This window comes from Lentzea sp. NPDC004789, from assembly GCF_053601075.1.
This window is the reverse complement of sequence record NZ_JBSGBE010000028.1, coordinates 35,967-48,760: the sequence shown is the minus strand read 5'-3', so window position 1 is coordinate 48,760 and position 12,794 is coordinate 35,967. Positions and strand designations below refer to the sequence as shown.

8 protein-coding genes are annotated in these 12,794 nt (G+C 71.7%); all 8 read right to left on the bottom strand.

Features of this window, described 5'->3' with window-relative positions; genetic code table 11:
- Nucleotides 1–326: 326 nt before the first annotated feature.
- On the bottom strand, nucleotides 327–1,913 hold the full coding sequence (locus ACWEIJ_RS40900; RefSeq protein WP_449842669.1) for an amidohydrolase: 1,587 nt from the start codon (nucleotides 1,911–1,913) through the stop codon (nucleotides 327–329).
- A gap of 38 nt (nucleotides 1,914–1,951) precedes the next feature.
- On the bottom strand, nucleotides 1,952–3,424 hold the full coding sequence (locus ACWEIJ_RS40895; RefSeq protein WP_449842668.1) for an APC family permease: 1,473 nt from the start codon (nucleotides 3,422–3,424) through the stop codon (nucleotides 1,952–1,954).
- 167 nt (nucleotides 3,425–3,591) lie between these two features.
- Entirely contained in the window at nucleotides 3,592–4,254 is a 663-nt protein-coding gene (locus ACWEIJ_RS40890; protein ID WP_449842667.1) for a helix-turn-helix domain-containing protein, read from the bottom strand.
- A gap of 4 nt (nucleotides 4,255–4,258) precedes the next feature.
- Complete coding sequence (gene atzF / locus ACWEIJ_RS40885; protein ID WP_449842719.1) at nucleotides 4,259–5,953, bottom strand: allophanate hydrolase; 1,695 nt, start codon at nucleotides 5,951–5,953, stop codon at nucleotides 4,259–4,261.
- Nucleotides 5,954–6,033: 80 nt separating this feature from the next.
- Nucleotides 6,034–9,630, bottom strand: coding sequence for an urea carboxylase (gene uca / locus ACWEIJ_RS40880; protein ID WP_449842666.1), 3,597 nt, complete (start codon nucleotides 9,628–9,630; stop codon nucleotides 6,034–6,036).
- Entirely contained in the window at nucleotides 9,627–10,310 is a 684-nt protein-coding gene (locus ACWEIJ_RS40875) for an urea amidolyase associated protein UAAP2 (RefSeq protein ID WP_449842665.1), read from the bottom strand. The genes uca and ACWEIJ_RS40875 overlap by 4 nt, the downstream gene beginning before the upstream one ends.
- Nucleotides 10,304–11,122 carry an urea amidolyase associated protein UAAP1 gene (locus tag ACWEIJ_RS40870; RefSeq protein WP_449842664.1) on the bottom strand — a complete coding sequence of 273 codons (819 nt, stop codon included), beginning with the start codon at nucleotides 11,120–11,122 and terminating at the stop codon, nucleotides 10,304–10,306. Before ACWEIJ_RS40870 ends, ACWEIJ_RS40875 begins: the two co-directional genes overlap by 7 nt.
- Entirely contained in the window at nucleotides 11,122–12,678 is a 1,557-nt protein-coding gene (locus ACWEIJ_RS40865; protein WP_449842663.1) for an amino acid permease, read from the bottom strand. The genes ACWEIJ_RS40870 and ACWEIJ_RS40865 overlap by 1 nt, the downstream gene beginning before the upstream one ends.
- Nucleotides 12,679–12,794 lie beyond the last annotated feature (116 nt).

Here is a 12,794-nt window from a genome sequence, read left to right as displayed (position 1 = left end):
ACTTCAACGAACAAGCACAACCAGCCACCGCCGCCCGCCGCGACACGCGGACCCTTCCAGTTCGCCAGCGCACAACCCCAGCGAAACCCACGCCACCGCCTCATCCACGCGGGGACCTCCCGTACTCCAGGAGAGTACGAAAGCTCCCCGCGTGCACTTCAACGAACAAGCACAACCAGCCACCGCCGCCCGCCGCAACACACGGACCCTTCCAGCTCGCCAGCGCACAACCCCAGCGAAACCCACGTCACCGCCTCGTCCACGCGGGGACCTCCCGTACTCCAGGAGAGTACGAAAGCTCCCCGCGTGTAGTTCGGCGGACGGGGTCAGCGCGCCGGTACGGAGGCGGCGCGGTGCACGATCACGCCGCCGACCGCGGTCAGCGCGATCGGCGCGTCGGCCAGTTCGTCGGGGGCGGCCCGCAGCGGGTCGACGGTGAACGCGGTGAAGTCCGCGCGCCCGCCGACCGCGATCCGGCCACCGCCGGGCTCGCCCGCGGCCAGCGCGGCGTGCGAGGTGTAGCCCTCCAGCGCCATGCGGGCGGTCAGTCCCTGCGTCGGGCCCACGGGCGGCACGTCGGGTTCGAGTGCCGGGCGGCGCAGGATCGCCTCGGCCAGGCCGTGGCGGGCGTCGAACGGGGCGACCGGCCAGTCCGAACCCAGGACGACGGGCACTCCGGCGTCGCGCAGGTCGCGGCAGCGCCAGGCGCGGTCCGCACGGTCATCGCCCAGGCGGGCCGACCAGTTGTCGCTGTGGTCGGCCTTGGTGAAGTGGCTGCAGTGGGTGGGTTGCATGCTCGCCACCACGCCCTGCCGGCGGAAGCGCTCGATCAGGGCACCCGGCAGGGTTTCGAGGTGTTCGACCCGGTGCGGCACGGTGGCGGAACGGGCGACGCCGTCGAGGGCGTTCAGGACGTGGCGCACGGCCGCGTCGCCGATGGCGTGGGTGGCGGTGGGAACGCCGGCGGCCGCGAGTTCGCGCAGGGCCGCGGTGTAGTCGTCGGCGTCGGGCCAGAGCGCGGCGGTCGACTCCCCCAGCGCGTCGGGGGTCTCCAGCCAGGCGGTGCCGTTGTCGATCGTGCCGTCGAGCATGAACTTGACCGCGCCGACCTGCCAGCGACGGCCGCCGCGGCCCTGCGCCGCGATCAGGGCGGCGAGGCCGTCCGCGTCCACGCCGGGGTCGCACCAGGGCGCGAACCTCAGCCGCAACGGCAGGTCGCCCAGGTCCTCGGCCGCGGCGAGGACCTCCTCGCTGTCGCCGAGCAGGTCCATGACATGACCGCCGGTCAACCCGGTGGCGGCCATCGCACGCAGCAGTTCGTGCAGCCTCGCCGCACGGGCCGCGACCGGCTCCACCGGGAGGTGGGCCAGCACCAGTTCCATCGCCGCCGACTCGAGCAGCAGCCCGGTCGGCCGGCCGTCCTCGTCGCAGACCACGGTCGAACGCTGGTCGAACTTCCTGGGGCCGTCGACGTCCGCGATCCGCAACGCCGCTGCCGTCACCAACGCCGAGTGCGCGTCGAACAGCCGGACGAAGGCAGGCCTGCCGCCGACCGCGTTCTCGATCAACGCCCCGGTGAGCGGCCGGCCGATGAACACGTTCGGATCAAGTCCCCACGCCTGCACCCAGGCGTCGGGGGCACGGGACGCGGCGGCCTCGGCGAGCAGCCGGTGAACCTCCGCCGCATCGCGCGCACCGGACAGGTCGACGTCGGCGGTGAGGCTCAGCCCCGCGACCGGGTGGAGGTGGCCGTCGACCAGACCCGGCGTGAGCACCGCGGGTCCGAGGTCGACGACCTCGGTGCCGGGGCCGCGCCAGTCCCGCACGTCCCGTCTGGAGCCGACCGCGCTGATCACACCGTCTCGCACCGCGACCGCCTCCACCGGACGGAGACCGACGGCCAGCGTGTGCATCGTGTGAACCGTGTCGGCGCACAGGACGAGATCCGCATTCACGCGACGACCTCCTGCATGGCCGGTCCCTCGCCAACGCGCGCATAGGTCTCCGGACGGCGGTTGCGCAACCAGACCGCCAGCACGCCGCCCACCAGCAGTGTCAACGGAACGATGCCGACCAGCACGACGTTGACGCTCGTCGGCGCGTTGGTGAGCAAACCGACGTTGCTGATCAGCACGTAGGTGGCCACCGCCAGCAGCACGGCGGACACGACCGCGGCCGTCAGCGCCATCGGTGTGCTCGCGGACTTGTTGCGCCGCAAGAAGTACACCGCGCACGCGACCGCGGTGAGCACCTGCAGCACGACGATGCCGACGACACCGGGCGTGTTCACCCACAGCAGCAGGCCGGTGATCGGGTCGGCCCCGGCGAGCGCGAACCCGCCGATGACGATCACCGCGAAGACCGTCTGCAGGGCGCTCGCGCGGTACGGCGAGCCGAAGCGCGGGTGGACCTCGCCGATCCAGGCGGGCAGCACCCCGTCCTGGGACAGCGCGTGGGTGTAGCGGGTGATCGCGTTGTGGAACGCGATCTGCGAGGCGTAGACGCTGGAGAGCACGAGCAGGCGCATCAGCGTGGCCGCCCACGGCCCGACGTAGGTCTCGGTGGCCGCGAAGAACAACCCGGCGACGTTCTCCGACGCCGCGCCGACGACCTTGTCGCTGCCGAACCCGATCACGACGGACCAGAGGATCACGCAGTAGAACACCGCCATGAACCCGACGGCGAAGTAGGTCGCGCGGGGAATGGTCCGCTCCGGGTCACGGGCCTCCCGGCGGTACAGCGCGGTGGACTCGAAGCCCATGAACGCGGCGAAGGCGAACGCGAGCACACCGCCCATGCCGGGGTTGAACGCCGCCGCCGGGGTGAAGGACGCTCCGTCCACACCGGACGCACCACCGTGCGTGAAGATCCCGATGGCCATCACCACGAGGATGCCCGACTCCAGGATCAGCAGGACGCCGAGCACCTTCGCGCCGACGTCGATGCCCAGCCAGGCGATGACCAGCACCAGGCCGAGGGCGACGAGCGCGATGACCGGCCACGGCACGTTCACCCCGAACAGGTCGGCCAGCGTCGCCCTCGTCTGCGCGGCGAACAGGCCGTAGACCCCGATCTGCAGCGTGTTGTAGGACACCAGCGCCAGCAGCGCGGCCGCGAGCCCCCAGCCCCGGCCGAGCCCCTTGGCGATGTAGGCGTAGAACGCTCCCCCACCGCTGACGTACTTGGTCATGCGGGTGAACGCGACCGCGAAGATGATCAGCACCGCGCCCGCGGCCAGGTAGGCGACCGGGGCACCGACGCCACCGATCATGAGGGCCAGCGGGGCGATGCCCGCCATGACGGTCAGCGGCGCGGCGGCCGCCACGACCATGAAGACCAGGCCGCCGCTACCGAGCACGCCGCGTTTGAGCTCTCCCACCGGTAAGGCCGCGCTCTTGTCGTCCGTGGAGGCGGTTCGGGTCATGGCGCGCCCTTTCGCATGTGTCGGGGGTCACTCAGGCTGTGATTGCCGAATCATTGGCCAACACCCCCTCCAAGTCAAGGTTTTCGTAGCTGAATAGGCCTCCTCGACACGTAAACGGTAGATTCAGAGCACTTCGGCAACGAAAATAGTTGAGCGGCCGGTAGCCGCTACACCCGCGACGAGGTCGTGACCAGGGCGGCGGCGTCCGCACGTGCGGCGGCGATCGTGCGGTCGTCGGCACCGCACACGCGCAGGCACGCCTCGGCGATGGCGTGGCAGTCCGACGTGTCCGGCACGCGGGTGCGGCGTTGCTGGATCACGACCTCGACGAGCTGGATCAGCATCTCCCCGCGGCGCGCGGTCGCGGCCGAGTCCGGTTCGTCACCGGCGACCCTGGCGCCGAGGCGGGCGTAGATGTCCTGAAGTTCCGCGCGGTCCTGGCGGAACAGGTCGTACCGCTCCAGCTGCACCTCGGGCAGCAGGTAGAGCACGCCGATGTTGTGGGGTGCCGTCGCGAGCGTGTGCGCGTCGGCCATGGCCAGGGCGTAGAGCGCGGCCGCCGCGGCGGCCTCCTCCAGCAGGCGGGCCGTCTCCAGGCTCGGCCGCACGGAGGTGCACAGCAGTTCCAGGAGGATGTCGTCCTTGCCGGCGAAGTGGTAGTACAGCGACGCCTGTCTGATCCCGACCCGGTCGGCGATGGCACGGGTGGAGGTCGCCGCGAAACCCTGGTCGACGAACAGCGCGGCGGCTGCTTCGAGGATCTGGTCCCGCGGCGACCTGGCACCGTCGTCGGGCGCGTGGCGCGGGCGGCCGGGTCGGGGTCGAGTCACGGCGTCATTGTTCCCGGCGCGCCGCGAGATAGGCCCGCCATCCCCCGAACGCGGTGATGTCGTCGGCACCGTCCAAAGCCCACGGTTCGGCCAGAAAGCCGGAAACCGCAACGCCTTCGGCAAGTTCGACGGTGCCGATCACCATCGGCGGCGGCACGGCGGCGACGAACGTGCCGAACCCCGCCGCCGGCAGCCGCCAGATCTCGCCCTCGATCGGCGCACCGCCGTCCGGCACCCGCACCAGACCCGGCTTCGGCGGTGTGGTCGCCAACGCCCGCAACCGGTACGCCGCAGCGGTTCGCGCCGGCCGCACGAGGGTGCCGCCCGCCTGCACCAGTTCCCTGTTCAACGGCTGACCGCTGAGGTGCGCGCCGACGACGAACAGGTCGATCGACGGCGCGAGCAGCCTCCTGGCGAGCTCGGCCAGACCGCGGTCGCCGAACGCGGGACCGGTGAACATCACCCCGAACGGCAGGCCGTCGACGAACCCGGCGGGCACCGCGAGCGACGCGAGGTCGAGCAGGTTGGCGAAGTTCGTGAACCGCCCCAACCGGCTGTTGACGCCGACCGGATCGGCGGCCACCTCGGCGAGCGTCGGATGACAGGTGGTGGTCGGGGTCAGCAGCGCGTCGCACCCGGCGAGCAGGGCACGTCCCTCCGCGCCGAGCCGGGCGAGCGTGGCGGTGTCCTCGGCCCACTGCGCGGCCGTCGGCGTCGCACCCGCGAGGATGATCGCGGCCACGGTGGGGTCGAGATCGGTGCCGACGAGGTCGCGGTGCGACTCGATGTGCGCCCCCACTGCGGCGTACCGCTCGGCGACGAAAGCACCGCCGTACAACATCTTCGCGGCTTCCAGCAGTGGCGCGATGTCGACCTCGACGATCTCCACACCGGAGTCGGCGAGACGTGCCGCCGCGGCTGCGAACGCCTCGCGCCAGCCGGGTGCCATGCCGTCCAGGTGCTCGCTGGTAGGAACGGCGACCCGCGGCCGCGGTGGGAGCACGACGTCCGGACCGGCTTCGCGCGACAGCGGATCCGCCGGGTCCGGTCCGGCCATGATCTCCGCGGTGAGCCGGGCGAGGCCGAGGTCGCGGGCGAAGACCGTGACGCAGTCCAGGGAGTAGCACGCGGGCACGACACCCGTGACCGGCACGAGCCCCTTCGTCGGCTTCACCCCGACGATCCCGTTGAGCGCCGCCGGCACCCGTCCGGAACCCGCGGTGTCGGTGCCCAGCGCGGCGTCGACGATGCCGAGCGCGACGGCCACCGCCGAACCCGCCGACGAACCGCCGGAGATCCTCGCCGGGTCCCATGCGTTGCGGACCGCGCCGTACGGGGTCCTGGTGCCCACCAGCCCGGTCGCGAACTGGTCGAGGTTGGTCTTGCCGATCACCACGGCCCCGGCGGCCCGCAGCCGCGCGACCGCCGTGGCGTCCGCATCCGGGCGGTAGAGGTAGGAGTGCGCGGCCGCGGTGGTCGGCAGGCCGGCCACGTCGATGTTGTCCTTGACCGCGAGCACCCGGCCGGCCAGCGGGAGGTCCTCGCCGGCGGCCAGCCGGGCGGCGATCTCCTTCGCCTCGGACAGCGCGTCCTCGCGGTGGCGCCGCGTCACCCAGATCTCGGGCCGCTTGACCGCGTCGATCCGGTCGTAGGCGGCCTCGACGGCGGCGACCGGGTCCGGGGTGGCGGACTCCGCGATCCGGCCGACTGGGTCGCTGACCGGACTGACCGAGCCGATCCGGTCGCCGGCCGCCTTCACCTCGGCCACGCGATCCGGCGTCACGGCCGCACCGCCGCGAGCACCTGACCGGGACCCACCTGGTCGCCGGGACGCACGTACAGCTCGACCAGCCTGCCCGTCACGGGTGCGGTCACCTCGGCCTCCATCTTCATCGCCTCCAGCGAGAGCACCGGATCTCCTTCCACCACCGGGGAACCCGGTTCCAGCGCAAGCCGCCACACGGTCGCGGTGAACGGCGCGGTCACGGCGACCGAGCCCTCCGGCAGGGCCACCGACGGCGCGGCGGCCGGTTCCGGTTCGTCGTGCCGGTCGAACTCGCCGGCGAGCCGCCAGCGTTGTTTCTCCTCCTCGAAGGCCGCGGTCTGACGGGCGCGGAAGGCCGCGATGTCGGCGGCGTTGTCGTCGAGGAACCGGAGGTGGTCGGCGATCGAGAAGGTGCCGTCGACCGCCGGGAAGTCGCCCCGCCCGGCGTCGGTTTCGGCGCGGAGTTCGAGCAGTTCGTCGGCGGAGACCGGGTACCACTCGATCCGGTCGAAGAAGCGCAGCGCCCACGGGTGCTCGGCGAACAGGCCGCCGCGGCGGTAGCGGTTCCAGACCTGCACGGTGCGGCCGACGAACTGGTAGCCGCCCGGCCCCTCCATGCCGTAGATGCACAGGTACGCGCCGCCGATGCCGACGGAGTTCTCGGCCGTCCACGTCCGCGCGGGGTTGTACTTCGTCGTCACCAGCCGGTGCCGGGGGTCGAGCGGGGTCGCCACCGGGGCGCCGAGGTAGACGTCACCGAGGCCCAGCACCAGGTACGAGGCGTCGAAGACGGTCCGGTAGACGTCGTCGACCGACGGCAGGCCGTTGATGCGGCGGATGAACTCGATGTTCCACGGTGTCCACGGCGCGTCCGAGCGCACGCCGGCCATGTACCGCTCGATCGCCAGCCGGGTGGCGGGATCGTCCCAGCTCAGCGGCAACCGCACGGTGCGGGACGGCACGACGAGGTCCTGCGTGGCGGGGACCGAGTCTTCGAGCTCCTGGAGCAGCCGTGCGACGTCGGTGGCCTTCAGCCGCGCGGGATCGGTGTGGACCTGCAGCGAGCGGATGCCCGGCGTGACGTCGAGGATGCCGTCCGGGGCATGTGCCGCAAGGGTTTCCTGCAACGCGTGCACCCGCATCCGCAGCGCCAGGTCCAGGGTCATCGGCCCGTACTCGACGAGCACGTTGCTGTCACCGTCGCGCCGATACGTGACGGACGGGCGGTCGCCGGTCTCCTCCAACCGGCCCAGCACGCCGTCGTCACCGTCGCCGCCACGGGAGACCACCCGCGGAACCGCAACCGGCGCTGCGGCATCCGCCTCGCGCACCCGCACGAACCGCACGGAGTCACCAGGCCGCAGCTGTCCGAGCTTCCAGAGATCCCCGCTGGCCACCACGGCCGGGCAGACGAACCCGCCCAGCGACGGGCCGTCGGGGCCGAGGACGACCGGCGTGTCCCCGGTGAAGTCGATGGCCCCGATGGCGTAGGGCGTGTCGTGGATGTTCGACGGGTGCAGGCCCGCTTCCCCGCCGTCCGGACGCGCCCACACCGGCTTGGGGCCGACCAGCCGGATGCCGGTGCGCGCGGAGTTGTGGTGCACCTTGAAGTCGGTGCCGTAGAAGGAGTCCAGGTCCGCACGCGTGAAGAACTCCGGTGCCCCGTGCGGCCCTTCGGTGACCGCGATCTCCCACGCGTCCACGATCGCGGGACGGCGGTGCGCCGGGGTCGGGCCGCCGATCGTGGTCAGGCCCGGGTTCTCCGCCGCGTCCGGTGAGCCCAGCCGCAGCACGTCCCCGGAGAGCAGCGCCCGTCCGGCGTGGCCGCCGAACCCGCCCAGCGTGAACGTCGACGCGGAGCCGAGATACGCGGGTACGTCCAGCCCGCCGCGGACGGCGAGGTAGACGCGCAGGCCGGAACCGGTGATCGAGCCGATCCGCAGGGTGCCACCGGCGGGGACGTCCACCGGCTCCCACTGCGGCACCGGCTCACCGTCCACATCGGACTCCACGGCGGCGCCGGTGAGGCAGACGACCGCGGGCACCGAGAACCGCAGGATCGGCCCGGACGCGGTGATCTCCAGTCCCGGCGCGGTTTCGGGGTTGCCGACGGCGAGGTTGGCCTCGCGCAGCGACACGGCGTCGAACGGACCGCTCGGCGGCACGCCGACCTGCCAGTACCCGATGCGGCCCGGCAGGTCCTGCACCGTCGTCATGGTTCCCGGCACCAGCACGTCCACGCGTGGATCGGGGTCGGTCGTGACGTCGAGCGTGGAGGTCGAGTGCGCCGCGGCCCGCACGTCGTCGGAGCCGGTGAGTGCGCGCAGCAGCCCCAGGTTGGTGACGATGCCGTCCACGCGCGAGCCGTCGAGCGCCTCGCCGAGCAGGTCGAGCGCGGCGTCCCGGTTCGGTCCGGCGGCGATCACCTTGGCCAGCATGGGGTCGTAGTGCGGCGAGACCTCCAGCCCGGTCTCGATCCAGCCGTCCACCCGGACGCCGTCGAGCTCCGCCGGGAAGACCGCCCGCGTCACCAGACCTGACGACGGCAGCGAGTCCTTCGCGGGATCCTCGGCGTACACCCGGGCTTCGACCGCGTGCCCGTCCGGCACCCACGGCGAGTCGAAGACGCGATCGGGCAGACCGTCCGCGCCGTCGCGGGCCAGCCGCAGCATCAGCTCGACCAGGTCGACGCCGAAGACCATCTCGGTGACCGGATGTTCGACCTGCAACCGCGTGTTGACCTCCAGGAACGAGGCCTCCTGGCGGACCGGGTCGTAGATGAACTCGACCGTGCCCGCGCTGCGGTACCCCACCGACGCGGCCAGGTCCCGCGCCGAGGAGTGCAGCAGCGAGCGGACGTCGTCGGGCAGGGCCGGAGCGGGCGCCTCCTCGACGACCTTCTGGTTGCGGCGCTGCAGCGAGCAGTCCCGGTCGCCGATCACCGCGACGCGGCCGAGCCCGTCGCCGAACAGCTGCACCTCCACGTGCCGGGCCGGGCGCACGAGACGTTCGAGGAACACCCCGGCGGAGCCGAAGTTCTGCCGTGCCAGCAACTCCACGCGTTCGAACGCCGCGCGCACCTCGTCCGCGGTGGCACAGGCCTGCATGCCGATGCCACCACCGCCACCGGTCGCCTTGACCATCACGGGCAGCCCGATCCGCTCGGCCTCCGCGACCGCCTCGTCGGCCGACGACAGCAGACCGGTCCCGGCGAGCATCGGCACGCCCGCGGCGAGCGCGATCTCCCGCGCGGTGTGCTTCCGGCCGAACGCGGCGATCTGCTCGGGCGACGGGCCGACGAACCGCAGGCCGGCGGCCTCGACGGACCGCGCGAACTCGACGTTCTCCGACAGGAACCCGTAGCCGGGGTGGATCAGTCCGGCACCGCTGTCGAGAGCGGCCTCGACGATCGCGTCGGCCCGCAGGTACGACTCCCGCGCCGGAGCCGGACCGAGCCGGACGGCCGTGTCGGCCTCGCGGACGTGCGGCGCGGCGCGGTCGGCGTCGGAGTAGACCGCGACCGTCTTCATGGCCAGCGCCTGCGCGGTGCGGATGATCCGGCGCGCGATCTCACCCCGGTTGGCGACGAGGACGACGTCGAACGAGGTCATGGCGCCACCACGATCATGCGCAACGGCGTCGGGTTGAAGTCGTTGCAGGGGTTGTTCATCTGCGGGCAGTTCGACACGAGCACCAGCACGTCCACGTCGGCGCGCACCGCGACCCTCTTGCCCGGCGCGGACATGCCGTCGACGATGCCGAGCGCGCCGTCCGCCTCGACCGGGACGTTCATGAACCAGTTGAGGTTGGACACCAGGTCGCGCAGGCCGAGCCCGTGCTTCTGGCCCTCCGACAGGAAGTTCTCCCGGCACCCGTGGTGGAACATCACGTGGTGCCCGTACCGCAGCGTGTTGGACTCCTTGGAGCACGCGCCGCCGATCGTGTCCTGCCGGTCGATCTCGTTGCCGACGACGGTCATCAGCGGGTTGCCGAGGTTGCTGCGCAGCACCGTGCCCGTGCGGACGTAGGCATTGCCCTGCCACGCCAGCGTGTCCGGCACGCTGTAGCGCTCCTCGGTGTCGGCGGCGTTGTAGATCAGGCAGTCGCCGGACTGGTTGCCGCCGACGTCCACAATGGTCAGAACGTGGCCGGCACGCACGACGGCGGACCAGGAGGCGTTGGGGGCGACGCGCTCGTCGAGGACCACCTCGCCGGCGACGAGCGGCTCCGACCAGTCGAGCGGCGAATCGGGCGAGCACGTCGCCCCGACCGGGACCGAACTGGTCACCATCCTCGTGCCTCCGCGTAGTCGATCGTGTTGAGGTAGGCCCGATGTGCTTCGGGCGTGGCCGTGCAGCGTTCGTCGGCAGGTCCCGTCGGCTCCGAACGCCAGGCGTGCACGCGCAACGGTCCGACCACGTAGTCGGCGCGCGGGTCCAGCGGGTGCGGCACGTTGGCCACGAGGACCAGCAACGGCAGTTCGGCCAGCAGCTCGACCGAGGCACCCTCCCCCGCCGATCCGCGCCACTCGAACGCCCCGTGGGCGTCGACCCTGATGCCCTGGAAGAAGGAGACGCTCGGCGGCAGGTCACGCGGTGCGAGCCCGTGTTTGGCCGCGGCCTTGACGAACAGCGAACGGCCGGCCGGGTACGGCCCCTCCGGTCGGGCGTCGCCGTACTTCCGCTGGTTCCACGCCTCGGTGGTCGTTCCGCAGAAGGCGTCGTGATGCCCGGACGTGTCTTCGACGATCGTCGCGAGCACCCGGCCGTCACCCGACAGCAACGGGTGCCCGGCGCCGAGGTAGGCCTGCCAGGGGATCTTCAGCGTGTCGGCGACGTTGAGCCGTTCGACCGGTTCCAGCGCGTTGTAGACGATCACGTGCGCGCAGGCGTCACCGGTGGGATCGTCGAACCGGATCCGGGTGCCGCGCGCGAGGACCTTGTGCGTGTATCCGCCTGGCGCAACGGTTTCCGCCCAGGTGAGCCCCTCCACTCCTGGAGGCCGGTACGGGCTCGACGACGCCGGCAGGTACGGCATCCACTCGCTGGTCTGACCTCCCCGTGCGCGAGCGTCGTCCCTGGCGTTGAGCACGGTGTCGGTCATCACGCCTCCGTCGTGTGGGTGTGCGAGACGTGCCGCAGCTCGATCCGGCCGTGCACCCGGTGCTTGAAGAGCAGGTACGCGGCGCCGCCGGCGAGGCTGAGGGCGATCACGAGCAGCGCGCTCCAGCGCAGCCACCACGTCTCGCCGGTCAGGTCGTAGATCTCCGGGCGCGGCCACAGCAGGTTGATCGCCATGCCGATCTGGTAGACGACCGCGAGGGCGTTCAGCCCGATGCCCCACGCGCCGAGGCTGAACAGCGGTTTCCCTTGCTCGTCAACGCCTCTGGGCCAGCCGTCGGTGTCGCGGTGCCGGATCCGGGTCACCAGCAGCGGCAGCGTCACGCCCAGGTACGCGAGGTAGAGCATCGCGATGCACAGGCTCGACAACGCGGTGAAGATCGCGGACTGCCCGATGTTCACCACGAGGGCGACGGCGGCGCCCACACCCACGACGATCGAGGCGCCGACCGGCGTGCCGGTGCGCGGCGAGACCTTGCTGAGCGTGCGGTGGAACGGGAAGGCCTTGTCCCTGGCCATCGAGTAGATCATCCGCGCGCCCGCGGTCTGGATCGCCAGCGTGCACGCGAAGACGGCCACCGCGACGCAGCAGAGGAACAGGCGGCCGAGCACACCACCCAGCCGTTCGGTGAGCACCCACGACAGCCCGCTGGTCGCCAGGTTGCCGTCGGTGAGGCTCGGCGCGGCCATCAGCGCGCCGACGATCAGCAGCGCTCCCCCGACGGCGGACGCGATGAGCGCGTGCAGGATCGTGCGCGGAGTCGTGCGGCGCGGCGAGTGGGTCTCCTCCGAGAGCTCGCCCGCGGAGTCGAACCCCACCATCACGTACGCGGCCATCAGCGACGACGCGAGGAACGCCGGCAGGTAACTGCCTTCACCGGTCCAGCCCTCGTGGTGGAACACCACGTCAGGACCGCGTTCGGGCAGGAGGAACAGCACGAACACCAACGCGATGACGGCGACGATCTCAATGGTGACACCGACACTCGTGGCCGCGGCCATGTGCCGGACACCGGCGATGTTCACGGCCGTCGTGATCACGAGCAGGATCACGCCGAGCAGCACGGCGTTCTGCGCACCGGTCGCGGACGTCACGGACGGGTCGGCACCGGAGCCGCCGACGATCTGGAACCCGGACCAGATGCTCGGCAGGACCACCTGGATCGCGATCGCGGCGGCCGCGACCGTGAGGATCTGGCCGATCACCATGACCCAGCCCGACAACCAGCCGGCCGTCGTGCCCGCCAGGCGGCTCGACCACTGGAAGATCGCGCCGGAGACCGGCCAGCGCGCCGCGAGCTCGGCGAAGCACAGCGCGACGAGCAGCTGGCCCAGGAAGACCAGCGGCCACGCCCAGAAGAACGAGGCGCCACCGAGCCCGAACCCGAGCCCGAACAGCTGGAACACCGTGGTGAGGATCGAGACGAAGGAGAATCCCGCCGCGAACGACGAGAACGTCCCCACGCCTCTGCGCAGCTCCTGGACGTAACCGAGTCCCGCGCTGCCAGGGGAACCGGTGTCGCTGAGAGAGGTGCTCATGGGTCCTCCGCGGGGCCGGACGGAATATCTGTCGAGCGACAGGTAAGGAACTGTCCGACGCTGGTGTTTCACGAACGGGTGACGCCATGTGAACTTGCCGTAAATCCGCGGAAGGG

Coding starts and splice junctions, on each gene's coding strand:
- uca (WP_449842666.1), bottom strand. CDS start 9,630: ATGACCTCGTTCGACGTCGTCCTCGTCGCCAACCGGGGTGAGATCGCG.
- ACWEIJ_RS40895 (WP_449842668.1), bottom strand. CDS start 3,424: ATGACCCGAACCGCCTCCACGGACGACAAGAGCGCGGCCTTACCGGTG.
- ACWEIJ_RS40865 (WP_449842663.1), bottom strand. CDS start 12,678: ATGAGCACCTCTCTCAGCGACACCGGTTCCCCTGGCAGCGCGGGACTC.
- ACWEIJ_RS40870 (WP_449842664.1), bottom strand. CDS start 11,122: ATGACCGACACCGTGCTCAACGCCAGGGACGACGCTCGCGCACGGGGA.
- ACWEIJ_RS40875 (WP_449842665.1), bottom strand. CDS start 10,310: ATGGTGACCAGTTCGGTCCCGGTCGGGGCGACGTGCTCGCCCGATTCG.
- ACWEIJ_RS40900 (WP_449842669.1), bottom strand. CDS start 1,913: ATGCACACGCTGGCCGTCGGTCTCCGTCCGGTGGAGGCGGTCGCGGTG.